Origin of the sequence: uncultured Microbulbifer sp. (assembly GCF_947489355.1) — a bacterium.
Lineage (GTDB): Bacteria > Pseudomonadota > Gammaproteobacteria > Pseudomonadales > Cellvibrionaceae > Microbulbifer.
In genome coordinates, this window is sequence record NZ_CANLDD010000057.1 from 1 (window position 1) to 26,276 (window position 26,276).

Consider the following 26,276-nt stretch of genomic DNA (forward strand, 5'->3'; position numbering starts at 1 on the left):
AGGAACGTTAGTTCCGTACAGACCGCTTTGAGCGGTTCACGATTAAAGCCACCGGCTTTGCCGGTGGATATTTACTATATACAGTGCTTGGTAGCTGGTCGGATACGGAACAGTGTGTCAGTGAAACGGCCATCCAAAATCCGGGTAGAATGCCTTATCGTTTATTAGAGGTTTTTTTGTACGAATTCCAGAAATTCTTGATGGATTTTTCCATTGGTTCCGTGGCCTATTCCCTGAAAAGTGCGAAATAGCACATCTGCTTCACTATCAATATAATGTTTTTGACTGTTTAGCCAGCGTTCAGGTTGCATGTTCTTTCCAGTTGTACTGTGGATAATTACTCTTTCAGATTCAGAATAGGCATCATCATATGCAACAGCATCATTGGTGTCTTGCTCGCCCATAAAAAGGAATTGGTGAATGCGCAACCATGCTGTTCTGTTAAAAGGTTTGTCGGCTATGTCTTCAAAATCATTTATTCCTAGCGGGTAGTTTAATTTATGTTCCCCTATTGCGCTTAAAGGTAACATTAGAGTGCCATTTAATCCGCCGGCAACAACTATTGCAATTTTTTCAGGGTGTAACATAGAAAAACGATTTGCAAATGTTCCCGATGCAGAAAATCCGGTTAAAATAATGTTATCACCAACATTGACTGATCGCTTATGGAGTCTTTTTTTTGCATCCTCAATCATTGTTAGCAGTTGAAGATCTATTCTTTTTATAGTACTGGCGTCTTCAAGCATGGTATCCCGGTCAAGAGCGTGTGTATAATTCTCCCATTGGGACTCTGAGCGGGGGAGCACTGGCATCAATATTGGGAGTGATAGCCTCTTGGATAGCCAGGGACCGACTGCATTTCCGGTTATGGCATCTTTCGCAGCCGCATAATGAATTGAGAAGTCATCGGAAACTTTTCCGGTATTATTTGTTTCGACTATAAGACGAAGACGATCGCCAGACGGCAAATTTTCAGGCAGTTTGATTAGATACGGAAAATTGAAACCTTTCTCGGGGCTTGCCGGAACCTCTATTATTGTATCTGCATCACAAACCTGCATTACCGCAATCAAAAGTAAAGTGGTTGCTATCTTGTGCATACTAAGTCTCCAAAACCCAACTTAGAATAGGTGGTATTTTATTGTGAAGGTTGTGGCAGAAATCTCTACAGATTTTCCTGCTATAGCCAGAATGAGTGAGGGGCTATACAATGTCAAATTCGTGCAGGTTTGGGTACGCTTGTACCTTGGCTAAGTCCGATTTTGAATGGTGGCACTAAAGCGCTATTCGGATTGCCTGGATACCGCAAGAGCCCTTTAACATTTTCCGAGTTGCCCACTCTATTAAGGAAATGCGTCCGACTCCCGCTGGTATGGACCAGGGAAATAAAAGCGATTCTACCCAGTTGTGTCGGCATGCCCAATCAAAAGTCATAATAGGTTCAGGGGAGTCATTTTTTGTCGGATTAATAGTTGCGGAATTTCTCCCGGTAGGCACCAGGGGCAAGCCCTGTCCATTTTTTAAAGGCGCGATTAAAGGCGCTGGGTTCGGAAAAGCCGAGTCGCTCGGCGATTTCTGCAACAGCAGTCTCCTGTTGCTTTAATTGGTAAACCGCCATATCACGGCGCACAGAATCCTTGATGTCCTGCCAGCTGTTGCCTTCCTCCTTAAGTCGTCTGCGCAAGGTTTGCGGGGAGGTATAAAGGCGTGCTGCAACATCGTCCAGGGCGAGGTTTTCAATACTGTTTTGCTGTTGCAGCATACGGCGTATACGACCGGTAAAGCTGCGGTCAGACTTATATTGGGTTAGCAGGCACTCCGGCGCGCGGGATAGAAACTCCGCCAGCTGTTGCGCATCGCGCACCAGAGGCAGCGGCAGGTAACGGGTACTGAAAACCAGACAGGTCTCAGTCTGGTTAAAGTAGTGCCTGCAGGGGAACATATCACTGTAGTCTTCATTGTAATCCGGTGGCGGGAATGCCAGCAACACGCGCTCCAGCAGAATGGTGCGATCAATTAACCAACTGAAAAAGCGCAGCCAGATAACCGCGATAGACTCCACAAAGATCTGGTTGGGCAGCTTCTTTTCATTACCGTGGTGGAAGACTAGCCGCGCTTCCTCTCCGTCCTCCACCAACCTGATGTGCAGGTCGTCGCTGACCATGTGGATAAAGCGCACGGAACGCAGCAATGCCCGGTGCAGGTTGGGGCAGCTGATACAGGCGTGGCCCATCATAGCGAAGGTGCCCGGCAGCCAGGGGCGTGACAGGAAGCCGCCGGATTCGTCGTTCAACAGGTCCCACTCAAGGCGTAGAAGGTTGGCCACTTCTTCCCGGCCGATACGGCTTTCCGGGCTTTCGAGCCGGGCGGGGTCAATGCCACTGTCACACAGCAACCGCTGGCAGTTCAGTCCTGCTGCCTGTGCGCCGGCCAGCATGGCACGCACTGCTGCGGCGAGGATTCCTGGGCCCGTTTCACGGAGGTTGGGTGTCTCGCTTTCCACTCTCTCAGCCCTCGATATTATGGTGTATGGTGCATGTGTTTTTTCTGATGCATGCGGGATTATGCGTAATGTGCGTGAGAAAGTCAGGTTTATTGCCGCCGAGTGTCGGAAAGGAACAAGTCTGCCGGCCAGCGCGGATAAATCGATGTTTGTTTGAATGTAGTGGGTTGCCGCACAGGTTAAGTAAAATACCTTTAACCTGACGGGTGTTGATGGCCAGTTGTCCGTGTGTGGCTGTCGGCTTTTTCGTGGCGCTGGAGTGGAGCTTGTGTAAAAGTCTGTGGCCTGGGGTCCCCTGTTCGTTTATTGCTTAGACCTGTAAGTCATACGGGCTAGCCATAAAATTTATCTGGTATTGAAGGAGTAGTCATATGCCGTCAGCACACATTCAAACTCAGCTGAACCCGACGATCTGTCGGCGTATGTTGATTGCGTATTTAATTGAACAGATTCCCCGCCCAAACAACCCTGCACTGGAAGCGGCCACCGGCTGGCCGCGACGCACAATACAAGACATAATCGCCAAGGGGCTGCCCGGTCACGGTACCAGGGTGGCGTTTATTCAGGAGGGTGTGCGCCACAATGACGGTTATTACCGGCTGTGCGACTGGGGCTCTTTTGACGGCGGTTGGGTGAAACGTAATCTGCCGGCTATTTGCCAGTTACTGGAAGTTAAACTGAATTAAAACGGCACACCCGGGGCTGTGGCGTGCCGCTGGGATTGGCTACTACTGCTGTGGTCGTGGCTGTTGCAGTATTTTGTTGACCTTTTCCAGTAAAGCCGGGTTGGATTTGATGCTGTTGGCAATTTCCTGGTATTTGCTTTTTGATAGTCCTGTTTTTTCAATGGCCGCGACCATTTTGGCCTGGGCCTCCTTGTTGAGAGCCTCAGCTTGGCGGATATCGCTGGCTGCTTTGAGCTTGGGCGCATACTCGCGGCTCAACACCACAATTGCGCGGTAGGCGTTGGCAAACTGTTTGAGCTGGGGTTCACTGAAGGAGACTTTTGATGCCTCAGTCTGTGGGGTCGCAGGCTGTGCCAGGGTAACCGGCATGGTGAGCAGCAGGGCGGATAGCGCGAGGAGGGTTGAAAAAAACTTCATTGGGCTCTCCTGAGGTCGATGGACGCTTTTGCTTCTGTGGGGGAGCGCCCAGCGTCGCGTAAGGGCTACCGACTTCATAGGTTTGTCGAGGGGGAACTGGCAGGCAGCAGAGCCCTCAGTTCTGGAACATTAGTTTTAGGGTAGCCAGTTTCAGGGAGCCTGCTGCGTAATTTCCCGCCAGGCCCCGGTATTTTTGTCGTCAGCACTGAGGGCTTAAAAAAGACCGAAGAGTTTCTTGCGCCTGTCCAGGGACGATTCACAGCGATTGAGCTGTTGCTGATAGCGCCGTGCCCGTGCGGATACTTTTTGAGAGACCTGCTTGAGCCAGGTCTTGTTTTTAAAGCTGCGCCGGTTAAAGCCGCCGCGGCCCTCGTGGTAGGCCAGGTACAAATGGTAGGTGTCATTGGAGCGGATCTGGCACTGGCGCGCACTGGCGTTGTTGTACCAGCCGACAAAGTCGATAGCGTCTCCGAAATCATCGCGATCCGCCCCATAGCGGAATGTGGAGCGCTGATAATCGCGCCAAGTGGCACCCAGAGCCTGTGCGTAACCATAGGCGTCCGAAGGGCGCGGTCCGGGGATAAACCCCAGTATCTTGCTGCGAGGTGGGCGGGCATCGGATACGAAGCGGGATTCCTGGTGCAGGATCGCCATCATAATCGCGACCGGTGAGCCCCACTGTTTTTCTGCTCCTCTGGCCTCAGCGTACCAGCCTTTCTTGTCCTGAAAGATGGAACAGAGGTCATCGGGATTCTCGGGTGGGCTGGTGGCACAGCCGGCACTCAGTGCCGCACTGGTGAACAGTACCGCCAGTATCCCCTTTCTATGGTTTTGTCGCATAGTTTTCAGCACAGTTAGACGGTGATGGTTTTTACCCCTGCGCCGGTACTGAGCAGCAACAGGTCTGCTGGGCGTCTGGCAAAGATTCCATGGGTCACTACCCCGGTGATATTGTTGATTGTTTCTTCCAGGGCAATGGGCTTTTGGATCTTTAAGTTATACACATCGAGGATCGCATTACCATTGTCTGTGATCACACCCTGGCGATATACGGGGTCCCCCCCCAGTTTTAGCAGTTCGCGGGCTACCAGGGCGCGTGCCATGGGAATCACTTCCACCGGCAACGGAAACGCGCCCAGTGTCTCGACCCACTTGCTCTCATCGGCAATACAGATGAATAGATCGGCACAGGCCGCAACAATTTTCTCCCGGGTCAGGGCCGCCCCTCCCCCTTTGATCAGCTCGAGTGCCGGGTTGACCTCATCGGTACCGTCCACATAGAACTGGATACTGTCGACACAGTTCAGTTCATAAACCGGGACACCGTGGGACTTGAGCCGCTCAGCGGAGGCTTCGGAACTGGCTACGGCGCCATCAAATTTGCCCTTGATCACTGCCAGGTGATCGATAAAGTAGTTCGCTGTAGAACCGGTGCCGATACCGACGATGGAGTCGGTCTCCAGGTGCGGGGTGATATGGTCGATTGCTGCGCGCGCGGAGGCCAGCTTCAATTCATCCTGGGTCATCTGTAGAGTCGCTTCCTGGGCAATTATATCGGCCTTAATTGCATTATTTGATATAAAAAAGCGCGATATATTAAAATTTATGGCAAATATGCCTGCAAAGGCTTAGACTGGCATGCCGAAGGTGTGCGCCCTGCAGCTCCCCTCCCCTGAGTCGCGCAAAGCAATAATCCGCAATGGCTATCGAAACACGCTATGCCCAAGTCCTATATCAAGCGCATTTTAGACGCACGCATTTACGATGTCGCTATCGAAACACCATTGCAGCAGATGCGTCAGTTGTCCCACCGACTAAACAATCGCATTTTGCTCAAGCGAGAGGATCTGCAACCGGTATTTTCCTTCAAGATACGCGGTGCCTATAACAAACTGCTGCAGCTGCCACCGCAACAGCGGGCGTGCGGGGTCATCGCCGCCTCTGCGGGCAACCATGCACAAGGTCTGGCTCTGGGGGCAGCACAGTTGGGGGTGCGCGCCACGATCGTGATGCCAAAGACAACCCCACATATCAAGGTCAACGCGGTGCGTATGCGCGGTGCCGAAATGGTGCTGCACGGGGATACGTTTGACGAGGCCGCGGCACGTGCGCGGCAACTGGCGGAGGCACGGGGCCTGGTCTTTGTGCATCCCTATGATGATCCCGATGTGATCGCGGGCCAGGGCACCGTGGCCATGGAAATGCTGCGCCAGCACCCCGGCGATCTTGAAGCCGTATTTATTCCGGTGGGTGGTGGCGGGCTGGCCGCGGGCATGGCCGCCTTTATCAAGTATGTGCGACCGGAAACCAGGGTGTATGGGGTTGAGCCCGAGGACGCCGCCTGTCTCAGGGCCGCCCTGGCAGGCGGTGAGCGGGTGCGCCTTCCGCAAGTGGGACTGTTTGCCGACGGCGTTGCCGTAGCCGAGATCGGCGAGGAGACTTTCCGGGTGTTGAGGGAAACCCTGGACGGTGTGATTACCGTGAGCACCGACGAGATCTGTGCCGCCATCAAGGATATCTTCGAAGATACCCGCTCCATCGCCGAGCCCGCCGGCGCAGTGGGGCTGGCGGGGTTGAAGAAATTTACCGGGCAGAGCGGGTGTCGCAACGCCGCCCTGGCCACGGTGTGCAGCGGGGCCAATCTCAATTTCGACCGACTGCGCTATATCAGCGAGCGCACGGAAATCGGCGAGAAGCGCGAGGTGGTGCTCGCGGTATGCATACCCGAGCGCCCCGGCAGCTACCTGCGCTTTTGTCGGGATTTGGGCGACCGCGCTATCACCGAGTTTAATTACCGCTATGCCAGTGACGAGGAGGCCCATATTTTTGTCGGTCTGCAGGTGACCGCCGATGACGATAGGCAGCGGTTGATCGGCAAACTGGAAGCGGGCGGTTATCAGGTAACCGATCTCACCGACAACGAGATGGCCAAATTGCATATCCGGCACCTCGTGGGTGGCCGGGTGCCGGGATTGCGCGACGAGGTTGTATATCGCTTTGAGTTTCCGGAACGGCCAGGTGCCCTGCGCAAATTCCTTGAGCACCTGGCGGGGCGTTGGAATATTACCCTGTTTCACTACCGCAATCACGGTGCCGCCTTTGGCAGGGTTCTGGTTGGATTACAGGTTGCACCAGCTGCCCGAGGTGCGCTTCTGAATGTACTGCAGCAGCTGCAATTCCCCTTCTGGGATGAAACAGAAAACCCGGCCTATACCTGCTTTCTGGCCAGCTGAGTTCCGCAGCGGGCCCGGTGGAGAAAAAGACTCTGTCATGAACGGCTGCGCCGATCGGGGGGTTTCGTTTTGTGGGCTTCTTTGTGTAAAAATGCGACAAAAGCCCCATAAAATGTGCAGGAACCGGTTACTATTCCAGCGAATTTTCAGTATCTTCTCTGGTCGTGGAACTTTTGCTGTGGCTTGTGTCATATGCGGGGCGAAACACCTATAACAACAAAATTGATCGTACAGGATGGTCCCAATGAAACCCGATGCGCTGACAATCGCTGTGATTGTCTTTGTCGCGGGCGTACTGTTGAGCACCAGTGGCTTGTCCGAGGTTTTTGCCTCGGAGCCGGAACCACCGGCCGCTCTGCAGCAGGGAGTGGTTACCCGCTAGGCTGATGCCGGGGGGCGCTCTGCCCGCGCACTCACAAGGAAGGCCGCTCACATTGTGTGTTCGGCCTTTTTTATGTGGCTTGTCTAGGGGTTATCGACAGCGATAGATACGCTTTTCCGTCACGACCAGATCCAGGGGGATATCCCAGTTATCTGTGGGGAGGTGCTCGACGCACTGTAGCTGGTGGGCGGTACCAATCAGTTGCGGGCCGGCGCCGGGCAATAGCTGCTTGTGTTCAAACGTGCGATCATAAAAGCCCGCACCCATGCCCAGGCGGGCCCCGTTCGGGTCGAATGCCACCAGGGGTACCAGTACCAGATCCAGTAACTTCGGTGCGCGGCTGGGACCGGTTGCTGGCTCGGGAATGCGAAACCGGTTGCGAAAAGAAAGCGTCTCTCCTTGCCAGCGTTTGAACCTCAGGTGTGGCTGCGATTCCAGTGGCAGAACCGGCAGGTAAAAGTGTTTTGCACGAAAGCGTTGCAACAGCTGGCGAATATCCAGTTCACCGTCAATCGGCCAGTAAATGCCAATATGCTGCGCGCGTCTCATTTGTGGGAGACGGCTTAACAGGGCAATGGTCGCGCGACCGTGCAGACGCTGTTGATACGCGCTCAGGTCCCGTCGCCCCGCACGCATACGGCGGCGCAGTTGCGTTTTATTTTCGCTCATCTATGGGGAGTGACTGGAGAGAATAGGGAACCCCGAGCGTGCCGCTGTAGACGGGGCCTTGAACCGTAAGGTTCAAGGTGGCGGTATCCGGAGTACATTAGGCTTTCCGCTGCATGGCGGACCTGCACACCAGCACTCGCTGGAAACCACCGGGGTAAGATTATCGGCTCAAGGACACAGTCTGCTGGCCAGCACCCCAGGGTATGGAGTAATTATAACCTGGAGTGGGGGGACTGTTAACCGGAAATTCAAATCCTGTGGTCGCATCTGGGGCTGTGAGACACAGGCGATTATGGCTGGGGCTCTGCAGGGTCTATCTCCCCCAGTGCGTTTTGCACCTTATCTTTGAGTTGGTCGAGCATTTCCTCTTGAAGGGGAATCCGGCCCAGCTCCGCTTTTGCCTGGATCAGCTCATGGGCAATATTCAGTGCCGCCATGACGGCGATGCGCTCAATGCCGATGACCGTACCCGAGGCGCGGATACGCGACATGCGCTCGTGCAACAGACGGGCAGAGGCCTGCAGCCCGGCGTGTTCACTTTCCGAGCAGGCGACACGGTAGTCTTTGTCGAGAATAGAGACAGTGACGGTTTCGGGAATTTGGGCGGAGTCAGCCATCAGGAATCCTGCGTTAGCCCCTTGAGACGATTGATCATGGCTTCGACCCGCGAGCGGGCGGCCTCGTTATTTTTTATCAGGTGCTGGCGCTCGCGCAGCCAGTCGGCTTCCTGCCGACGTAGTTCACGATTGTCACTGGCTAGCTGTTGGCAGCGAACGATCAGTGCATCCACGGTGCTTTCTAACGCGCGCAGCTTATCCATATTTCCTGCATTTGAGGTCGATATCGGGCTCGCAACACGACAGATTGCGAGGGTTTACGCTACTATATTGCCGGCGAAATGGTGGGTCAATCGCTCCACCTGCGCAAGCAATCACAAAATTCTCCGACAAAGCCCGGTCTTTGCACAGTCACTGCAGCCACAGTGTGCTGACTGCATCCCGATCAGGAAAAAAATGGTGCGCTGAGCATGACTTCTGAAACCAACCGATTTGCGCTTCTCGCCAATGCCATTCTCGCGGCCGGCAGCCGCGCGGATCCCAGTGAGTTGCACGGTTTTATCTGTGGTGTGCTGGCGACGGGTGCCATACCGGACAATGACCGCTGGCAGCGGGAGCTGGCCGAAATGCTCGACCTGGCGGCCGTGTCGGAGGGCTTGAATCGGGAATTGTTGCAATTGGCGGCGGAGAGCCGAAAACAACTGGGTGACACCGCCTTTTCCTTTCGGTTGGTACTCTGCGAGGATGGGGATATTGTCGAGCGTACACTGGCACTGGGCCATTGGTGTGCGGGTTTTTTACACGGATATGGTGTCGGCGGTGCCGGGGTAAAAATAAGGCCTACCAGTGAGGAGGCACTGAAAGATATCGGCGCGATTTCGCAGGTGGATGCGGATCATGCCGAGGAGGGGGAAGAAGCGGAACAGCAACTGCTGGAACTGCAGGAGTATGTGCGGGTTGCAGTGCTCAATATCTTCACCGAACTACAGGCGGGCCAATCCGGAATTGGTCCTACCGTGCACTGATACCCGACCGCGTGAAAAATTCACAGGGCATCGGCAAAGCGGAATATGCCCGCCGGCGCGCCCGGCTGATGGCCGAACTGGTACCGGGCAGCCTGGCGATCTTATCGTCCGCCAGTGAACAACTGCGCTCCCGCGATACCTATTTCCCCTTTCGCCAGGACAGCGACTTTCTCTACCTGACCGGGTTTGCTGAGCCCGAAGCACTACTGGTACTGGTACCGGGGCGCGCGCAAGGGGAAACCCTGTTGTTTTGTCGGGAGTGTGATGCGGAAAAGGAGCGGTGGGACGGCCCGCGCCTGGGGCCCGAGGGTGCCGCAGTACTCCTCGGTTTGGCTGACGCCTTCCCCATCGGAGATTTGGACGATATTTTGCCGGGGCTTTTGGAGGGCTGCGGGCGCATTTATTTCCCTATGGGGCGCTACCCGCATCTGGACAGACGTATTCGCAACTATCTGCAGGCCATTGATGCGGCACCGGGCAACAGAGGCGTGCCGGACATGGTCGACTTGGATTATCCGCTGCGGGAAATGCGTCTGATAAAAAGTGCGCGGGAATTGCGCCTGATGGCCAGTGCTGCAAACATCAGTGCCGATGCGCACCGCCGCGCCATGGCGCGCTGTGGGCCCGGGCTCTATGAATACCAGTTGGAGGCCACACTGTTACACACTTTTGTGGACTGCGGGGCACGGGAAACAGCCTATCCCACCATTGTCGGCAGTGGCCACAACGCCCTTGTTATGCATTACTGCAGCAACCGTGCGCAATTAAAGGCGGGGGATCTGGTACTGGTGGATGCCGGCTGTGAATACCGCGGCTATGCCGCCGATATCACCAGAACCTACCCGGTTAATGGTCGCTTTAGTGGCAGACAGAGGGCCCTCTATGAAATTGTTCTGGCAGCGCAGCAGGCTGCAATCGATCAGATACAGGCTGGCAATCACTGGGATGATCCCCACACTGCCAGTGTAGAAGTGATTACACGCGGCCTGGTGGATCTGGGATTACTGCGCGGCGAGGTGCATGGTTTGATAGAAGCCGGCGACTACCAGCGCTTTTATATGCACCGCGTCGGCCACTGGCTGGGTATGGATGTGCACGATGTTGGAGACTACCGCGTACACGGCGCCTGGCGCCAGTTGGAGGTGGGGATGGCGATGACGGTTGAGCCCGGCATCTATGTGCCCGCGGATGACGAGCGTATCCCTGTGAAATTTCGCGGGATCGGCATTCGAGTCGAGGACGATATCGCCCTGACCCATGATGGTGCGCAGGTCCTGTCCGCGGCCGCTCCCAGGGCGGTGGCAGAGATTGAGTACACTATGCGCCACGGCGGAGATTTACTGACCCGTTAATGCTTAATTCGCTTTTTTTGCGCCTGCCGGTGCAGTAAATGTTGGGCGCCTGTGCCCAGGGGAAAACCTCATGAGCGAGCCTCTAGAGCGAGCCGATGTGGCCATTGTCGGTGGCGGCATGGCCGGCGCAAGCCTGGCATTGATGCTGGCGCATTTTTGCCCACAACTCCGTGTGGTTCTGTTGGAGCAGAGAGCGCTGCCGGATGCTGCGGCCAGTGTCCTGTTGCCCAGTTTCGACACCCGTGCCACGGCGATAGCCGCGGGTAGCCTGCAATTGTTTCAACAGTTGGGTCTTTGGCCCGCTCTGCGCGCATACAGCGCCCCTATTCAGCGTATTCAGGTGAGCGACCGCGGCCAGGCGTTCGGCGCTTGCCTCTCTGCCGTTGAACAGCCATGGGCAGGTTTCGAGGGTATGCTGGGAGCAGTGATTGAGAATGCCGCGCTGGGGCCTATCCTGCACAGTGCCCTGGCTGACACGCCGGTCAAGCCTATTGCCCCGGCCCAGGTGACGACAGTACGCATGGGCGCCGAGGGTGCAACCCTGCACTGGCGCGCCGGCGAGGGGGGCGCTGAACATCGCCTGACCGCCGGGCTACTGGTGGTCGCCGACGGGGTTGACTCCCCCCTGTGTCGGCAGTTGGGTATAGAAATTGACACGGTAAAGTACCAACAACAGGCGCTGGTCACTACTGTTGGTCTACAGCGGCACCACAGAGGGGTTGCCTTCGAACGATTCACCGCGGCGGGCCCCATGGCCCTGCTGCCGCTGCCACAGCGGGACGGACTGTATCGCGCGGCCCTGGTCTGGGCCTGTGGGCAAGAGGATGCCAAAGCGCTGTGTACATTGTCCGAGCGCGAGCGGCTGCAACAGGTGCAGCGCGCATTTGGCTGGCGCGCAGGGCGGTTTGTGCGCATGGGGTCGCTGCAGGCGTACCCCCTCAGCCTGTCCCTGGCGCGGGAACAGTGGCGGCGCAATGTGGCGTTGATCGGCAACTGTGCGCACTTTTTGCACCCGGTGGCCGGGCAGGGATTCAATCTGACCCTGCGTGACTGCTACGGTCTGGCACAGGCGATGGCGGGTGAAAGGCCGGCACAGGGGTCTTCGTCGCAATTGGAAATGTTGGCGGCTTATGGTCGTGGCCGCCGCCTGGACCAGCGGCTGACGATTGGTTTCAGCCATCGTATTCCGGCGCTGTTCGCCGCATCGAACCCGCTGCTGCGGAGTGTGCGTCAAATGGGCATGCTGGGTTTGACACTGGTACCGCCTCTGCGCACGGCGTTTGTGCGTCAGGCGGCGGGATTTGGGCTTTAGGGGTGCCCCTGTTCGGCACAACTGCGCAATGGGTTTGTTATGAATAGACACCGCTTAGATTTCGCCATTGTCGGCGCCGGCATAGTCGGCATGGCCCAGGCCGCACTGTTGGCAGTGCGCCACCCGGGGATGCGCATGGCGCTGCTGGAGTCCGCCCCGGAAACTGCACTCAAACCGGCAGAACACTACGAGCCCCGCGTGGTGGCGCTGACCCAGGCCTCCCGCGAACTGCTTGAGGAGGTGGGCGCCTGGGCAGGGATCTCCGCGGCGCGCGCCTGTCCCTATGTGGAGATGCGTGTTTGGGATGCCGACGGTACCGGCTCTGTGCGCTTTACGAGCCGCGATGTGCAATTGCCCAACCTCGGTCATATCGTTGAGAACAATGTGATTGTTAGCGCGTTGCGCTCACGCCTGAAGTCACTGCCCAACGTGGAGCTGGTCAACGGCTTTCGCCTGGAGAGCTGGTGGCGCGACTGTGGGCTCTGGCATCTGCAATCCCGTGGCGATCAGGTCAATGCGCTGGAGGGGCTGCGGGAGCAGCCCGAGATAGTGCGCACGCGGCTTCTGGTGGGTGCGGATGGCGTCCGCTCCAGGGTGCGGGACCTGTTGCATATCCGCTGTCAGGACACCGATTACCACCAGACTGCCCTGGTGTGTGTGGCCCGCTGTGAAAAGCCGCACCGCCACACCGCCTGGCAGTGCTTTTTGCAGACGGGTCCGCTGGCCTTTTTGCCCCTGGCCGGGCTCGGCGATGACAACCACTGTGCCGTGGTCTGGTCGGCGGACAACGAGCTGGCGCGGGAATTGCTGATGCTGGACGACTGGGCCTTTGCCCTGAACCTGGAAAAAGCCTTTGAAGGCCGGCTCGGCAAAGTGGAATCCGTCAGTGAGCGCCTGTCCTTTCCCCTGCGCGCCCGCCACGCGGAGCACTATCAGGGCCCTGGTGCGGTCCTGGTGGGGGATGCCGCCCACAGTATCCATCCCCTCGCGGGGCAGGGCGTCAACCTGGGATTACAGGATGTGCGCGTGCTGGGCGATGAGGTTGATCGCGCCCTATCGCGCGGACTGGAGCCTGCCCACCCGTCGGTACTGGCGCGCTATGAGCGCCGTCGTCGCGGAGACAATGCCGCCACCCTGAAGGCCATGAGCGCCTTTAAATCGCTCTTTGGCGCCGGGGAGTTACACTGGCGCTGGCTGCGCAATACCGGTTTGAATATGGTGGACGCCAGCCCCATGTTAAAGAAACGTATCATTTTGCGGGCCATGGCGGTGTAGTGAAAGCCCATTGATAGCGCTGCCACAGTTCCTGCAGGGGTGCAGTATTGAAGACATCCGGTGGGCGCTGAGGGCGCCTGTGGCGAGCCAATAAAAAAGGTTTTTGTCAATTGAGCCAGTGGATTGCAGTTTACTCGTTTCCCCTTTCCAAAGATCTCGGTGCACTGGTCGGTTTTATCCAGCGCTACCAATTGCCATTGCGGATCGTCGAGGAAAAAAACCGGCAGTTATTACTGACCGTTGACGATCATTTCGGGCAAATGCTAAAGCCGCTCTTGCAGCGCTGGGAGGCTGGAGAGATCAATTTCGATGATGTGCAGCTGCAGCGCGTCGCGCCCGGTGATAGCCCCGGGTCCGGTGTGACAGGAGTACAGCCGCCACAGAGACCGGAGCCAAGCCCTGAAAGCCGCACTGGCAACAAGCCGGCCGGGTCGCCGCCGGCAAGCCCGGTTTTACCCGTGTTCCCCCTGATCCGGACCCCTGTCAGCCTGGTGTTGATTGCGCTGTGTTTCCTCGGTTGGGTCCTTTTGGCCAATAACTCCGCGAATGTCCTGTTGATCACTCCGGATCAGGGTGGCAGCCCCCTGTTTGTGCAATCCTCCCTGGCATGGCACCTGCAACACGGGGAGTACTGGCGCCTGATCACCCCGGCGATGGTGCACTTCTCCCTGCCCCATGCCCTGTTTAACGCCCTGGGCATCTGGATACTGGGCCGGCCCCTGGAAGCCCGCGCAGGGAGTTTGGCGTTTGTCGCCCTGGTCGTGCTCGGGGCCGTTATTTCCAATTTGTCCCAGTATCTGTGGGAGTCGCAGGTCCGCTTTGGCGGTATGTCCGGTGTGGTATATGCGCTTGTGGGTGCTGTACTGGTGATACAACGCTGGCAGCCCGCGTGGCGGGATGTCCCCACTGGTTTCCCGGCCGCGGCACTGATCTTGTTGTTCCTGTGTGCGTTGGGCATTGTGACTTTCTTTACCGGCGTAGGTGTGGCCAATGCAGCGCATATTGGTGGCTTCCTCAGCGGACTGGTGATTGCCCTGGTTTACTGCGCCCTGGGGGGTGCGCGAAAATTCAACCCTGATGCCACTTTTGCCCGTAAGTTATGAGCCTTTTAATCACCTACATCCTGATTGCCCTCGGTTTCTCCTTTCTGTGTTCCATCGCCGAGGCGGTCATTCTCAGTGTGACCACACCCTACGTACGCCTGCTGGAGCAGAAGGAGCACAGGGCCGGAGCAGTGTTGCGCCAACTCAAAGCGGATATCAATGCGCCCCTGGCCGCTATTCTCACCCTGAATACCGTTGCACACACCGTCGGTGCCGCCGGCGCCGGTGCTCAGGCTGCGGTGGTTTTCGGCAGCCAGTACCTGGGCATTGCCTCGGCGATCCTGACCCTGTTGATCCTGGTATTCTCTGAAATTATCCCCAAAACTCTGGGTGCGCTTTACTGGCGCCAACTGGCGCCTTTTACCGCTTTCGTGCTGCGCGCTCTGGTGTGGTTGCTGTATCCGTTTGTAAAAATGTCAAAGTGGCTGACCCGCGGGCTTTCTCACGGCCCCACCCTGACGGGCTTCAGCCGCGATGAGTTTGCGATCATGGCGGAGATCGGTGAGGCGGAGGGGCAGTTGGAGCCGCGCGAATCGAACATTCTGCGCAACTTGTTTTTTACCTTGCGCGATCACTCGGTGCGCGAGGTGATGACGCCGCGCACCGTGGTGTTTTCCCTGCCCCAGGATGAGACGGTGGGTGAAGCCTACGAGGAGGTGGAGAGAGGCCGTTTTTCCCGCATCCCGGTTTTTGAAAATCGCGACCCCGACTGTGTCGTGGGGTTTGTACTCAAACAGGAGTTACTGCTCGCTTATGCCAAGGGGGAGCGGCACAGAAAACTGGCCGAATACCGCCGCGATATGCTGATGCTGCCGGAAACCGCCACCATCTATCAGGCTTTCCAGAAAATGCTGTCACGGCGGGTACAGATCAGTGCCGTTCTGGATGAGTACGGTGGCCTTGAGGGGCTGGTGACCCTGGAGGATTTGCTGGAGACGCTGCTCGGCGAGGAAATCGTCGATGAGGCCGACAAGACACCGGACCGGCAGGCACTGGCCAAGCGCCTGTGGCGCAGGCGCGCGAAAAGGTATGGCCTCAAGGTGGATGAGTCTACCCAGCAGGAAAAAGACACAGAGGGTGCCGGCGAAGGGCGGGGTCATTCCGACGAGTGATTCCCCCCTGTCAGCCCCGATTGCCCCTGAGAGTGGAAACCTGCACCGTCCGGACTGCCTCTCTGTATCCGCAAGTGCGCTGATGGTTGAAGGCCCCAGCGGAATCTTTGGCGGCTATCGACGATCTGGGCAGGGTTAACTGCCAGTGGCCGCACGGCTTTCTGAGCAGATCTGCCGCGTGGGGGCGCCTGCTGGTAACGCCGCTACCCAAGCCGCTAGAATACGCCGCTTTGCAACCTGGCAGACTGAGATTTGACGATGGGAAACACAACGCCTCTCTATGATGCACATGTCGCCGCGGGCGGCAAGATGGTGGATTTCGGTGGGTGGGATATGCCACTGCACTACGGGTCTCAGCTGGAAGAACATAACAAGGTGCGCGCTGAGGCGGGGATGTTCGATGTCTCCCATATGACGGTCGTCGATATTGAGGGCAGCGGTGCCCGCGACTATCTGCGCTATCTGCTGGCCAACGATGTGGCCAAACTGGATGGCAACCCCGGCAAGGCCCTGTACACGGGCATGCTGAATGAAAAGGGTGGTGTGATTGACGACCTGATTGTCTATCTGCGCGATCCCGGCTATCGCCTGGTGGTGAATTGTGCGACGCGCGAAAAAGATCTCGCCTGGATGAGAAAGCAGGCGGAGCCCTTCGATATCGAGTTGGCCGAGCGCCCGCAACTGGCGATGATCGCCATCCAGGGACCCAGTGCCATCCGCAGGGTCAAACTGGCCCTGGGTAACGACTGGGACGTGGCCATCGACGCGTTGAAGGTTTTTCAGAGTGTGGCCCGCGGCGACTGGTTTGTGGCGCGGACCGGCTATACCGGCGAAGACGGCCTGGAAATCATGCTGCCCGGTGAAGAGGCTAGTGGCTTCTGGCAGGCACTGACCGATGCTGGTGTTGCGCCCTGCGGCCTTGGCGCCCGCGATACCCTGCGCCTGGAAGCGGGGATGAATCTCTACGGCCACGAAATGGACGAGGACACCTCGCCATTGCAGGCCAATATGGCCTGGACCCTGGCCTGGACGCCGGAGGATCGCGATTTTATCGGTCGCACAACGCTGATGCAGGAGAGAGCGCAAGGGGTTAAGCAGAAGCTGGTGGGCCTGGTACTGGAAGAGCGTGGTGTTTTGCGCGCGGGCCAGCCAGTAGTGGTAGACGGCACGGAAGACCGCGGTATCATTACCAGCGGCACCTTTTCACCGACTTTGGGCCACTCCATTGCCCTGGCTCGAGTGCCGGCGGGTGTCGGTGATTGCGCCCAGGTGGAAATCCGCAGGCAACTACAGCCGGTCAAGGTGGTTAAGCCCTGCTTTGTGCGCAACGGCAAATCGATTATTTGAGCATCGCACCGCAGCTGGATGCGTGGGTAAGAACATATATTCAGAGGCTTTATCAAGGGGTCACGGCATGAGTGAAATCCGCAATGAACTGAAATACCTGCCCAGCCACGAATGGGCGCGGCTGGAAGAGGACGGTACCATCACCATCGGTATCAGCGATCACGCCCAGGAGGCTCTGGGGGATGTGGTGTACGTTGAAACCCCGGAAGTGGGCAATGCCCTGGCCGCTGGTGATGAGGCTGGTGTGGTTGAGTCTGTAAAGGCCGCCAGCGATATTTACGCCCCTGTAACCGGCGAGGTGGTGGCGGTGAACGAAGCCCTGGAAGAGGCGCCGGAGACCGTGAATGCCTCGCCCTATGACGATGGCTGGTTTTACCGTGTCAAGCCGGCGGATGTGGGCGAGTTGGACAATATGCTGGACGCCGATGCCTACCGCGCGGAGTCCGAGAGCTGATCCCGGCGTTGACCCGGTTCAGAGATCAATCAGGGCAAGCCCTGATATCGTAAAAACCAGCCCAGCGCCACGTAAAAAGTCAATACCGGCTTTATTTGCGCATGGTCCCCGCCCGCCCAGGCTTCCCTTGGGATGCCGGAGGGGGGGATTCAATTTGGGCACGGTCGGGTGGGCTCAGGAACGGCTATCTGCCACTGTGCCCATCGCCTGGGGCAGCGCCTCCATCAGCGAGCGGCCCTTTTCCTGCAGTGCCATGCACAGTGCAATACGTTCCTCGGTCTGGGCCAGACTGCGCTCATAGCCGGGGGTTAAATCCCCATGCTTTGCAAACAGCTGTTGCAATTCCCCCAGGCGCTTTCGATCACAAAAAGTGTTGGCGAAAGCGGGGGTGCGGCGGCGAATTTGTGCGGGGATTTTATCCACCACCTTTTCAAAATTCTGCTGTAGCCAGGCCCAGTGTTGGGCTTGTACCCGGCGCTGTGCCAAAGCGTACTGGATCAGGCCAAAAGCCTCGCGCGGGCCCATATCCTCGCTGAGTGCCAGCTTGTGGAGGGTTTCCAGCTGCCGTGGGTTGTCGCTGCTGCCAATGGCATTGGCACTGGCGCTTTCAAAGCGCGGATCATCCAACTCGCCGCGCAGGTTCACCAGGTGTGTGAGAAAATCCCTGCCGGCGTCCTGCACCGCAACCGTCAGGGCAGCAGCGTAGAGATCTGAGTCCAGAGCCTGTGGATCACGCGGGACTTTAAAGCCGGTGAAGGCGCCGGCCATGTCCATTAACTGCCTGCGCGCTTGCGGGTCTTCAGCCACCAGGGCCATAAAGCCGAGCAGGGTACTGTGCAGTATCTGCCGGTCGGCGTCGTGACTGTCGGCGCTGCTGTTGAGGTGCGGCAGGTAGAGGCTGCGGGTAAAATTCAAAAATGCAGCGCGCTGCGCTTCATCGAGATAATTAGTGCGGTACTTGCGCAGGTAGCGCAGCGGCATGGTGATCACCTGGCGCTTGTCTGCCCCGGCAGATTGTCGCACCACCTCGAGCAGCAAGGTGTCCGACAGCTTGCCGGCTTCAAAGGCGGCGAAGGCGCTGTCGATTATCGACAGCTGCTCGGTGGGGGCAAACTGGTCAAAGCGCTTCACCAGTGCCTGCCACTGGGTTTCGGGCAGGTTCCAGCGATAGTAACCACTGCCCTGCACATTGGGCATGATCCAACTGGGGCAGGTGTCGCCGGGCATATCCAGGGTTGTATCGGCCTGTGTGAGCATCTGGCAGTGTTGCACACCAGTATCGCTTTTGTAGCAGAAGGGAATGTTCCATTGCTGCCGGCTAGTGGGAATGGGGGAGCCCAGCGGTTTGTAGCGGCTCTGGTGTACCCGCAGTTTGGCACGGCCCGACTCGGCACACGCCAGTGCCAGCTCCAGTTGGGGGACACCTTTTTGTTCGACAAAACTGCGAAAGGTTTCCGTCAGTTCCGGGGTATTGGTTTTCTCACCAATCACCTTGTAGAAAGACGGCGAGTCCGCCTCACCACCACTAAAGGTTTCCAGGTAGCGGCCCAGTGCCGGGCGAAAACGTTCGGCACCGAAGTAGCTGTCCACCATATTGATGACGCCGAGGCTTTTTGAATAAGTGATGGCATCGTAGGCGTTGCGGATAGTGTTGTTGTTTGTCACCGGTTCGCGGATGGCGCGGGTACTGGCGAGGGAATCGAGCTGCATGGCGTTGATGGCGTAGGTGGTGGCGTTGAGATCGTGACCACCCTCGGGCTCCATAATGGTGAGTGCCAGGGGTTCACCCCAGGTGGCAAAGCCCTCTTTCAGCCACAGGTCGTCCCACCAGGGGGGGGTGACCTGGTTGCCGAACCACATGTGTGCGATCTCGTGGGCGTGCACCTCCACCAGCGCCAGGCGGGTACCGGGTGCGGGATTGTCTCCCACCAGAATGCGCTGTTCGCGATAAGTGATGGCGGCGGACAGCTCTGTTGCGCCGCTGGGCCACTGGGGGGCAGCGATAATATCCAGTTTCCTGAAGGGGTAGGGACGTTGCAGCTGGGTCTCAAAGATTTCCACCATTTTCGGTGTAATATCGAGGATGTAATCCATATCCTCGCCGCGGCCCTGACGCGCAAAACCTCTTAATGGGATAGGTTCCCTACGGTATTTATTCGGCGGGATGGCCGGGCGTTCCACCATGTCGAAGGGGCCCACCGACAGAGACAGCAGGTAGGTGGACATGGGCGGGGTGGTGGCAAAGGTGACTTTCTCAAGGCCCGCACCGGCCGGCTCCCGTGCCAGCTCCGGGCCATTGCTGATGGCGGCGTAACCCTCGGGCACGGTGAGGCTGATAGAGAAGGGTGCCTTCAGGCCGGGCTCGTCAAAACCGGGCAGGTATTTGCGCGCCTGGATGGATTCGGACTTGGCCAGGGCATAGGCATTGCCCTGCTCCTCTACCTTAAACAGGCCAGCGAGGTTGCGATCGAAGGCCGCGTTATAGTCGATGTGTAGGGTGAAGTCGCCGGCGGGCAGAGGCTCGGCGAAGGTGATCGCGGCCACACCGCTGTCGAGGACCTGGCGGTAAGAAGCCGCGACTGTGTGGCCGTCTTTCCGCGCTGCGCTGATTTTTTTTACAGTGAGATTCTTGCCGTGCAGCCAGAGGTGGTCTGCGCTTTCGGTCAGGCGGATATCGATCGCAACGCTGCCGTTGAAGGACGCTTGGCGCGGGTCCAGCAGCAGGTCGAGGCGATAGGCAAGGGGGCGCACGCCCTTGGGCAGTTTGCCTTCAGGGGCGTCGTTGTAATCCGTTGCCGCTATTTCCGCGGCGGCTGGTTGCTGAGGCGGTTCCGGAGTCATTTCTGCCGGGGCGTGAGCGGCTGTGAACAGCAGTGCAGTGGCCAGCAGGGCAAAGGGGATCTTCTTATTCATAAGTGCGGGTATTCGATCAAAAAGCGCATTGTAACGGCTCGGTGAGAAATTACGCACTGTGGTGAGACGAGTCGATCAGCAGGGCAGTTCAATCCCCGGCAGAGTCTGCCGGGGAAAGGTCAATCTGGCGTATTGCCTCAGAGGTGTGGGATCGTCAGGCTGGAGACCTCGCTGCTGCTGTAGGGTACACGGATACGGTAAGCGGTGTCCTGCGGCTTCTGGTAGATCAGGCCCTGGGTATCAATGGCCAGCACCACCCGATGACCGGCGGGGACATCGTAGCTGGTGGTGAACAACTCCACATCGATCTTCTGCTGCTCTCCTGCCCTGCCAGCGCGCAGGGTAACGGGTACATGGGTGATCAGCCGGCCCAGCCCCAGGGGGCCGACATCGTAGAGATGCGCATTCAACTGTACGGTTTCCCTGCTGGGTTCGATCCACATTTCCAGCCTCGGCACCCCGCGAATCCTGAGGGTTTGCCACTGGATTGGGGATTGATATTCAATTGCGTAATAGCCGTTAATGGCTAGCATGGGGGTGTAAACCGGGATGCCGAAGCCTTCCAGGGCGTCGGATAACAGCGGGATACCGGTACCGGCGAAGGTGTCGGAGCCCCCGTGGAAGGTGTTGGTCCAGCGCCAGCCGTCATAGCGTTCGCCCGTCATGCCGCCGTTGTTGAACAGGGTAAAGCGCGGCCGCAGGTACCAGGTGGTACTGTCGCCAGTTACCGGGTAGTCCTCGTAGTGCTCCAGTTTGTTGCTAATCCGTACGGTCATATCCACTTTGGGTTCGCTGTCGATGCCGTTGTGCTCGCCCTTGAGGTGATGATCAAACCAGCGGAAACTGGTGGACCAGATATGGCCCTCATTGCCCGCGAGGATTTCGGTAATGGCATGGGTACCCGGATTTAACAACAGCTTTTTTGGACCTTCCAAGAGGGAATAGAGGTCAACCATACTGTTGGGTTTGAACAGGTAATCGGCGAAATTATTCGAGAGCAGTACGGCAGTGCCGTGCTCGTTTAACCCATCGATATAGCTAATGGCCGAGCGTTGCGCGGCAAAACGGATCACTTGCTCCAAATTCTGGCCGCTGCGCAGATCGGCCCAGAGTTGGTTCAATTCCGGTTCCTTGCGCAGGGCGGTGTTGACCAATAGACCGCCCCAAACCAGATTGACGGTTTCATTGGGGTAGAGCGCCTCTACCACATCAGCCCAGCCGGACAGGCAGGCCACGGCCTTCACGCGGGCGTCTTGGGCGGCACCCAGCAATGAGATACCGCCACCGTAAGAAATGCCCGCCATGCCCAGTCTGCCCACGGGATAGTTGGCTTCGAGCCAGTCGATCAGCACACTGACGTCAGCGATACTATTTTCTCCGGCCACATCCACCAGGCCGCCGGATTGGCCGAAACCGCGGGTCGAGTAGCTCAGTACCAGATAGCCCTTTTCCGCCAGTGCTCGGGCCTGGAAATGGTACTGGTGCTTATCCAGGGCCCAGCTATTGGTAAAGATGACCGTGGGATAGCCTTCTGTCGGTGGGGGGGTTTCCGGTACAAACAGATTGGCATCCAGCAGGGTGCCGTCAAAGGAAGTGATATCCAGGTCTGCAATATACTCCGGTGCCGACCAGGCATGGGTTGATATCAGGGCGCTGCTGAGCAACGCCAGTAAACGAATTATTTTCATTTTTATCTCTCATCTGTTTGAATCATTTTTATTTTTTGACCAAAGACTGATATCTGGTCAACAGGAAAATATAGAGGTTTGGCCGTTATTTGTCGGTGGATCAAGGCAAAACTGAGAGATTTGTCTCGTTGCTTGTCGCTACCGACATCCGCTATTGCTTTTGATATGTTCGATAGATTTATGGATATCCAGTCATATAAAAGTCACGAATCTGCTGTTTTATGATCAAGTTGATCTTTTTTTAGCCAATAAAAACCGGTAGTGTGTAAGCTTTACGGGTGTGCCAGGGAGGGTTCCGGCAATAATGACTCGGTGGCTTGAACTATGGTTTCCCGCGTAGCTGTTTGTTTAGTATTTTATTTTGGTTTTGTCTTGACTGCCGGTGCTAGTCCCCGGTATTTGGGGGAGGAAATCTGGTATGCCTTGGATAGTGACCACTTCCGGGTCATTACCGATGGCGATCCCAAGACCGTAAAGCGCCTGGTGGCCGATCTTGAACGCTACCGCGCCGTGGCGATTGAATTACTCGACGCGACTCCCGACAGCCGAAAGTTCACCATCTATGCTGCCGGGGATCGCGATACCTATGCCGGCCTGGTGGGCGCTGAACTGGCAGAAATGACCAATGGACTGTTCGATACTTCGGCAGAGGGCAGCTATGCCCTGGTCAATCTGGATGGTCGCAGTGCCGAGCGCCAGCTCAAAGCCCGCGAGTTTCTCTTCCACGAGTACACCCATTTCCTCAGTTACAACGGCAACACCACCCACTTCCCCTATTGGTATAGCGAAGGCTTTGCTGAGTTCATGGCGACAATGTCTTTCCCAAAGAAGGGCCGCTATGAACTCGGGGACATTCCGCAAGAACGTGCCCTGACTCTGATGTACACCGGCCTGATGCCCCTGGAGCCGTTGTTGCGTGCCACGGTATACAACACGGATGCTGAAGCCAAATCCGATGTCTATGCCAGTGGTTGGCTGCTGTCTCACTGGTTGATGATGACCAGTGGCAAGAAGGAGGAATTTAATCAGTTTATCAAGGCGTACAACGATGGTGCGGACCCGGTGCTAGCGCTGGAAGAGGCACTCGGCATGACACTGGCGGAAATCGAAAAGGCCTACGCCGCTGCATACGAACTGGGTGAATTTGACACGGTGACCGGAGAAATTCCCGCGGACTTTCTCGAGTCCACCCCGGAGGTTAAACGCCTGACAAAAAGGGAGGCGGTGAATGTGCTGGCAGGGTTTATCGCCCAGTCCGGTTACAACCTACAGGCGCTGGATGACTTGATGGCCTACGCACTGCACACCGGTATCTACAATACCGAGTTGGTCTCCATCAAGGCGAGTGCCGATCTACGTATGGGTGACTTCCCCCAAGCCAGCCACTTGCTGGCCAGTGTACCGAGCAATGATCGCCAGCAGCCCTGGTACCTGAGTGCACATGCCTGGCTGACGGTGAACCAGCAGGCCATGATGCCCAATAAAGTGCGGGATCTGCACAGTTTGAAGCGGGCCTCTGATGAATTTACGTATCTGGTGGATAAAGAACCCCAGAAAGCCTCCCACTGGTTTGGCCTGGCCATGACGATGGAGATGCTGGACTTCCCAAGGGAAAAATATTTGGAGATACTGGAAAAGGCTTATCAACGGGCACCGCGCGAATTACATATCGCCCAGTGGCTGGCGGAAGAGCTTTACCAGAAAAAGGACGCGGAATACTATACACGGGTTGCAAAACCGCTGATATTTGAAATTCCCGATGAATTTGAAAATCAACAGATAAAAATGCGGTTGGCGGAACTTCAGGGTAAACCCAAATCCTTATAATAGGCATGTAAGGGTGTAATTTAAATACGTCAAGGTGTATTTGCCCGATAATATTGTTTGCCGGGCTTTTTAATTGTTGGCAGTCCTATTATGGCGGATTCAAAAGCAACCATAAAAAGCATTGCGGATATCTGGATTATGTCAATATAGACTCCCCATGAAAATCCAATAATGCCATGGCCTTATAACAGGAGGCCAGATGCCAGGACAAGCCTTCAGGTGCAGGTACTTCTCTGCGGCTGCACCGCACCGTCAATAAAACGATCAAATAGAAGACGAAATACTATTTTAAATGCCCGTTTGATGACGCTGGCCACAGCAAAATGGGAGCATTTTTCAGAGGCGAAATCAATTTGCTTTCACAATGGAGGTGAACCTATAACGAGAGAGGTCTCCCTGCTACGCTGTTTTCGAGTCAAGATTAGTGAATCGTACGTCCGGCCCGCATAACCAGATCGGAGATGGCGCGATGTAGACGCAAAAAAACCATGCGAATAAATGAAACGGTGATTTCTACCCCGGTTACAATCGTCATACCGATCAGCTGTGCCAGTCTGCGGATCAGACGCATTACCCAGAAGGAAATATCCTTGCTGATTTGATAGGCTTTATGGAGAAAGATTGCCAGCCTGTCCAGCAGGGTGAAGGTCGTGCTGCCAGCAACAACCAGAGAAATACCGGCTAAGTGTCCAATCTTTTTTAATACCCAAAGCATTGCCTCTCCGGCGATCCAGGCGGTGTTTATTGTCAGTGACAGTATGCCATCGGATCTCAGCCAAGCCTCAATGCTTCTCTCCAGATTCTGTTTGGGTTTCCTGTTTTTAATGGCATTCCAATCAAGTCCAGAGTCATTCGGGGAAACAGAAGCTATATAGGTTGCGCTGCTATGGCTTTTAATAGGGCTATGGTTGGAGGTTGGTAATTGAAAATCCCCCACGCCCCCATTGGGCACATGTATAAACGGCCAGGTAGGTACCATGGGCACCGGGTCATCGCGGTGGTAAACCCGATAAATATTGCCAGGGGTAAGCCTGCGTTTGCAGTTGCTGGAAAAGTGATCCAAACCGACTCGCGGGCTGCCAAATGTATAAAGTTTAACTGTTTTTCCGCTATTATAAGATAGCCAATCGGCGGCTAACGTCGCAAGAGCACCACCCAAACTGTGACCGACACAATGAATAGTATGGATTTCGTTGGGCATTTCTTGTGTAAATTGCTGCAATTGGGGCAGGATGGACTCAAAGGTGTAATAAAACCCCTGATGCACGGCACCACCGGTATGGAACCTCTTTATTCCCGCATTGATATCTGTGAGTGCATCATAACCGTTTGAAGTGCCTTTTAATGCGACAAAAGCCTGACCTTTAAATCGGCCGGTGCCACAAGCGGCTATACCCATGGTATGGGTATTCTTAAGAAGAAAAAAAGCTCCGGTTTTTCCGCTTAATTGATTATTTGTTTTTTTATCAACTTCAAGATCCTCTTTATAGGCATCATAAAACAATTCCTGTGTGCCAGGTTTTTGTACCAGGTAGATATCCGCGGCGAGTTGGGCACTATATTTTGGAGTAAGCATAAGCATCCTGTTATCACCCTTGTTGTGTAAATGATCAGATAAACTTGCATGATGTCTTTAGTAATGAATTGAATGCTCTCTCTGTTTTAGGGTTATCTAGCAGTTCGCAGGTAAGGCTAAATGACTTCCCTGCAAGCTCGGAATTCTCTTTTGGATTTCTTTTTGCATATACCCATATCTTGTAAGTTTGATCCATATATTGCACATTGATAACCTGGGAAGATACAAATTCTACTGGTAAAACCTGTGTAATAGAGCTTTCAAATTTGGCTGGAAGATGGACCTTGCCACTGTCATCAGCCATAAAGGTATCGACAGATTCTGTCTTCCAGTCCACCAATCGAATAACTTTTGCACCTGCTGCCGGCTTTCCATTCAGGGTGATGCTGAGGTTCATTTCAGAAAAAGTGCATGCCTTTAAAGGATTTGAAAATATCATTCCGTTAGACGCCTCCGAAAAAGAGAAACTAAGCCAAATCAATGATAGAAAAATTACAGTAAACCTCTTTTTGTGCATAGATATAACTTTCCTGCTTGGTTATTCTTACAGTGAACTTCATTACTACTTGAGGTGTAATTGATAGAAGAATCCCTTCCTGGCAAGGAATACACTCTGCAGCATAAACTTCTGTGACATTGCATGCCGGCACAATGGAGTGCCCCACCAACGACATCTACGCTGTACGTCTATGAATTCAGCTATTTATTGTTTTTATGGTTTGGTGTCAGTTCTCTAAAAATAACTGATTATCTTATAGATATAAAAAAATCGCGGATTCAACCTTGAAGCGCATACCATTTATGCGGCTTGTGCCGCCAAGTAATTATCCATTAAATCTTCTGGT

24 protein-coding genes and 1 other RNA gene are annotated in these 26,276 nt (G+C 55.8%); 12 read left to right on the top strand and 13 right to left on the bottom strand.

Annotated features, from left to right (window positions below):
- Positions 1-164: 164 nt before the first annotated feature.
- Together Q1A48_RS17455 and Q1A48_RS17460 are read right to left on the bottom strand one after the other, a co-directional pair.
- A complete protein-coding gene (locus Q1A48_RS17455; RefSeq protein ID WP_299947493.1) occupies positions 165-1,100 on the bottom strand; it encodes a hypothetical protein in 936 nt (311 codons plus the stop codon).
- A 365-nt stretch (positions 1,101-1,465) separates the two neighbouring features.
- Positions 1,466-2,503, bottom strand: a complete 1,038-nt coding sequence (locus tag Q1A48_RS17460) for an AraC family transcriptional regulator (protein WP_299947496.1) — start codon at positions 2,501-2,503, stop codon at positions 1,466-1,468.
- Positions 2,504-2,874: 371 nt separating this feature from the next.
- On the opposite strand from Q1A48_RS17460, the gene Q1A48_RS17465 reads away from it, so the two are divergent.
- On the top strand, positions 2,875-3,189 hold the full coding sequence (locus tag Q1A48_RS17465; protein ID WP_299947498.1) for a helix-turn-helix domain-containing protein: 315 nt from the start codon (positions 2,875-2,877) through the stop codon (positions 3,187-3,189).
- 42 nt (positions 3,190-3,231) lie between these two features.
- On the opposite strand, the gene Q1A48_RS17470 is transcribed toward Q1A48_RS17465, so the two are convergent.
- The 3 genes from Q1A48_RS17470 to rpiA form a co-directional block, all read right to left on the bottom strand.
- Positions 3,232-3,606 carry a DUF4168 domain-containing protein gene (locus Q1A48_RS17470; RefSeq protein WP_299947500.1) on the bottom strand — a complete coding sequence of 125 codons (375 nt, stop codon included), beginning with the start codon at positions 3,604-3,606 and terminating at the stop codon, positions 3,232-3,234.
- Between the two features lie 213 nt (positions 3,607-3,819).
- Positions 3,820-4,446: a transglycosylase SLT domain-containing protein gene (locus Q1A48_RS17475; protein ID WP_299947502.1), complete on the bottom strand. Its 627-nt coding sequence runs from the start codon at positions 4,444-4,446 to the stop codon at positions 3,820-3,822.
- 14 nt (positions 4,447-4,460) lie between these two features.
- A complete protein-coding gene (gene rpiA, locus Q1A48_RS17480) occupies positions 4,461-5,132 on the bottom strand; it encodes a ribose-5-phosphate isomerase RpiA (RefSeq protein ID WP_299947504.1) in 672 nt (223 codons plus the stop codon).
- Positions 5,133-5,324: 192 nt separating this feature from the next.
- Between rpiA and ilvA the strand changes: the two genes are divergently transcribed.
- Positions 5,325-6,839 carry a threonine ammonia-lyase, biosynthetic gene (gene ilvA, locus Q1A48_RS17485; RefSeq protein ID WP_299947506.1) on the top strand — a complete coding sequence of 505 codons (1,515 nt, stop codon included), beginning with the start codon at positions 5,325-5,327 and terminating at the stop codon, positions 6,837-6,839.
- 244 nt (positions 6,840-7,083) lie between these two features.
- Positions 7,084-7,221: a hypothetical protein gene (locus Q1A48_RS17490; RefSeq protein ID WP_299947508.1), complete on the top strand. Its 138-nt coding sequence runs from the start codon at positions 7,084-7,086 to the stop codon at positions 7,219-7,221.
- A 90-nt stretch (positions 7,222-7,311) separates the two neighbouring features.
- On the opposite strand, the gene Q1A48_RS17495 is transcribed toward Q1A48_RS17490, so the two are convergent.
- The 4 genes from Q1A48_RS17495 to Q1A48_RS17510 form a co-directional block, all read right to left on the bottom strand.
- Positions 7,312-7,890: a 5-formyltetrahydrofolate cyclo-ligase gene (locus tag Q1A48_RS17495; protein ID WP_299947509.1), complete on the bottom strand. Its 579-nt coding sequence runs from the start codon at positions 7,888-7,890 to the stop codon at positions 7,312-7,314.
- Positions 7,891-7,915: 25 nt separating this feature from the next.
- A non-coding RNA gene (ssrS, locus tag Q1A48_RS17500) (6S RNA) lies at positions 7,916-8,096 on the bottom strand.
- A gap of 84 nt (positions 8,097-8,180) precedes the next feature.
- On the bottom strand, positions 8,181-8,507 hold the full coding sequence (locus tag Q1A48_RS17505) for a cell division protein ZapA (RefSeq protein ID WP_299947511.1): 327 nt from the start codon (positions 8,505-8,507) through the stop codon (positions 8,181-8,183).
- Positions 8,507-8,710 (bottom strand): TIGR02449 family protein, encoded by a 204-nt coding sequence (locus Q1A48_RS17510; protein WP_299947513.1) that lies wholly within the window; start codon positions 8,708-8,710, stop codon positions 8,507-8,509. The genes Q1A48_RS17505 and Q1A48_RS17510 overlap by 1 nt, the downstream gene beginning before the upstream one ends.
- A 207-nt stretch (positions 8,711-8,917) precedes the next feature.
- Between Q1A48_RS17510 and Q1A48_RS17515 the strand changes: the two genes are divergently transcribed.
- From Q1A48_RS17515 to gcvH, 8 genes are all read left to right on the top strand, one after another.
- Positions 8,918-9,472: a UPF0149 family protein gene (locus tag Q1A48_RS17515; RefSeq protein WP_299947515.1), complete on the top strand. Its 555-nt coding sequence runs from the start codon at positions 8,918-8,920 to the stop codon at positions 9,470-9,472.
- 11 nt (positions 9,473-9,483) lie between these two features.
- Positions 9,484-10,824 (top strand): aminopeptidase P N-terminal domain-containing protein, encoded by a 1,341-nt coding sequence (locus tag Q1A48_RS17520; protein WP_299947517.1) that lies wholly within the window; start codon positions 9,484-9,486, stop codon positions 10,822-10,824.
- 70 nt (positions 10,825-10,894) lie between these two features.
- Entirely contained in the window at positions 10,895-12,136 is a 1,242-nt protein-coding gene (locus Q1A48_RS17525) for an FAD-dependent monooxygenase (protein ID WP_299947519.1), read from the top strand.
- A 39-nt stretch (positions 12,137-12,175) separates the two neighbouring features.
- On the top strand, positions 12,176-13,411 hold the full coding sequence (locus Q1A48_RS17530) for a UbiH/UbiF/VisC/COQ6 family ubiquinone biosynthesis hydroxylase (RefSeq protein WP_299947521.1): 1,236 nt from the start codon (positions 12,176-12,178) through the stop codon (positions 13,409-13,411).
- Positions 13,412-13,521: 110 nt separating this feature from the next.
- Positions 13,522-14,514, top strand: a complete 993-nt coding sequence (locus Q1A48_RS17535) for a rhomboid family intramembrane serine protease (RefSeq protein WP_299947523.1) — start codon at positions 13,522-13,524, stop codon at positions 14,512-14,514.
- Positions 14,511-15,626 carry a CNNM domain-containing protein gene (locus Q1A48_RS17540; protein WP_299947525.1) on the top strand — a complete coding sequence of 372 codons (1,116 nt, stop codon included), beginning with the start codon at positions 14,511-14,513 and terminating at the stop codon, positions 15,624-15,626. The genes Q1A48_RS17535 and Q1A48_RS17540 overlap by 4 nt, the downstream gene beginning before the upstream one ends.
- Before the next feature lie 258 nt (positions 15,627-15,884).
- Positions 15,885-16,973, top strand: coding sequence for a glycine cleavage system aminomethyltransferase GcvT (gene gcvT, locus Q1A48_RS17545; RefSeq protein WP_299947526.1), 1,089 nt, complete (start codon positions 15,885-15,887; stop codon positions 16,971-16,973).
- 67 nt (positions 16,974-17,040) lie between these two features.
- Positions 17,041-17,427, top strand: a complete 387-nt coding sequence (gene gcvH, locus Q1A48_RS17550) for a glycine cleavage system protein GcvH (protein ID WP_299947528.1) — start codon at positions 17,041-17,043, stop codon at positions 17,425-17,427.
- 174 nt (positions 17,428-17,601) lie between these two features.
- On the opposite strand, the gene Q1A48_RS17555 is transcribed toward gcvH, so the two are convergent.
- Together Q1A48_RS17555 and Q1A48_RS17560 are read right to left on the bottom strand one after the other, a co-directional pair.
- A complete protein-coding gene (locus Q1A48_RS17555; RefSeq protein WP_299947530.1) occupies positions 17,602-20,340 on the bottom strand; it encodes a M1 family metallopeptidase in 2,739 nt (912 codons plus the stop codon).
- Between the two features lie 137 nt (positions 20,341-20,477).
- Positions 20,478-22,028 (bottom strand): alpha/beta fold hydrolase, encoded by a 1,551-nt coding sequence (locus tag Q1A48_RS17560; RefSeq protein WP_299947532.1) that lies wholly within the window; start codon positions 22,026-22,028, stop codon positions 20,478-20,480.
- Positions 22,029-22,451: 423 nt separating this feature from the next.
- On the opposite strand from Q1A48_RS17560, the gene Q1A48_RS17565 reads away from it, so the two are divergent.
- Positions 22,452-23,855, top strand: a complete 1,404-nt coding sequence (locus Q1A48_RS17565; RefSeq protein WP_299947533.1) for a hypothetical protein — start codon at positions 22,452-22,454, stop codon at positions 23,853-23,855.
- Positions 23,856-24,276: 421 nt separating this feature from the next.
- Here the strand turns inward: Q1A48_RS17565 and Q1A48_RS17570 are convergent, their stop codons facing one another.
- Positions 24,277-25,437, bottom strand: a complete 1,161-nt coding sequence (locus tag Q1A48_RS17570; protein WP_299947535.1) for a lipase family protein — start codon at positions 25,435-25,437, stop codon at positions 24,277-24,279.
- Positions 25,438-25,465: 28 nt separating this feature from the next.
- On the bottom strand, positions 25,466-25,948 hold the full coding sequence (locus Q1A48_RS17575; RefSeq protein ID WP_299947536.1) for a DUF6795 domain-containing protein: 483 nt from the start codon (positions 25,946-25,948) through the stop codon (positions 25,466-25,468).
- Positions 25,949-26,276: the final 328 nt, after the last annotated feature.

Coding starts and splice junctions, on each gene's coding strand:
- Q1A48_RS17455 (WP_299947493.1), bottom strand. CDS start 1,100: ATGCACAAGATAGCAACCACTTTACTTTTGATTGCGGTAATGCAGGTT.
- Q1A48_RS17465 (WP_299947498.1), top strand. CDS start 2,875: ATGCCGTCAGCACACATTCAAACTCAGCTGAACCCGACGATCTGTCGG.
- Q1A48_RS17470 (WP_299947500.1), bottom strand. CDS start 3,606: ATGAAGTTTTTTTCAACCCTCCTCGCGCTATCCGCCCTGCTGCTCACC.
- Q1A48_RS17475 (WP_299947502.1), bottom strand. CDS start 4,446: ATGCGACAAAACCATAGAAAGGGGATACTGGCGGTACTGTTCACCAGT.
- rpiA (WP_299947504.1), bottom strand. CDS start 5,132: ATGACCCAGGATGAATTGAAGCTGGCCTCCGCGCGCGCAGCAATCGAC.
- ilvA (WP_299947506.1), top strand. CDS start 5,325: ATGCCCAAGTCCTATATCAAGCGCATTTTAGACGCACGCATTTACGAT.
- Q1A48_RS17490 (WP_299947508.1), top strand. CDS start 7,084: ATGAAACCCGATGCGCTGACAATCGCTGTGATTGTCTTTGTCGCGGGC.
- Q1A48_RS17495 (WP_299947509.1), bottom strand. CDS start 7,890: ATGAGCGAAAATAAAACGCAACTGCGCCGCCGTATGCGTGCGGGGCGA.
- Q1A48_RS17505 (WP_299947511.1), bottom strand. CDS start 8,507: ATGGCTGACTCCGCCCAAATTCCCGAAACCGTCACTGTCTCTATTCTC.
- Q1A48_RS17510 (WP_299947513.1), bottom strand. CDS start 8,710: ATGGATAAGCTGCGCGCGTTAGAAAGCACCGTGGATGCACTGATCGTT.
- Q1A48_RS17515 (WP_299947515.1), top strand. CDS start 8,918: ATGACTTCTGAAACCAACCGATTTGCGCTTCTCGCCAATGCCATTCTC.
- Q1A48_RS17525 (WP_299947519.1), top strand. CDS start 10,895: ATGAGCGAGCCTCTAGAGCGAGCCGATGTGGCCATTGTCGGTGGCGGC.
- Q1A48_RS17530 (WP_299947521.1), top strand. CDS start 12,176: ATGAATAGACACCGCTTAGATTTCGCCATTGTCGGCGCCGGCATAGTC.
- Q1A48_RS17540 (WP_299947525.1), top strand. CDS start 14,511: ATGAGCCTTTTAATCACCTACATCCTGATTGCCCTCGGTTTCTCCTTT.
- gcvT (WP_299947526.1), top strand. CDS start 15,885: ATGGGAAACACAACGCCTCTCTATGATGCACATGTCGCCGCGGGCGGC.
- gcvH (WP_299947528.1), top strand. CDS start 17,041: ATGAGTGAAATCCGCAATGAACTGAAATACCTGCCCAGCCACGAATGG.
- Q1A48_RS17555 (WP_299947530.1), bottom strand. CDS start 20,340: ATGAATAAGAAGATCCCCTTTGCCCTGCTGGCCACTGCACTGCTGTTC.
- Q1A48_RS17560 (WP_299947532.1), bottom strand. CDS start 22,028: ATGAAAATAATTCGTTTACTGGCGTTGCTCAGCAGCGCCCTGATATCA.
- Q1A48_RS17570 (WP_299947535.1), bottom strand. CDS start 25,437: ATGCTTATGCTTACTCCAAAATATAGTGCCCAACTCGCCGCGGATATC.
- Q1A48_RS17575 (WP_299947536.1), bottom strand. CDS start 25,948: ATGCACAAAAAGAGGTTTACTGTAATTTTTCTATCATTGATTTGGCTT.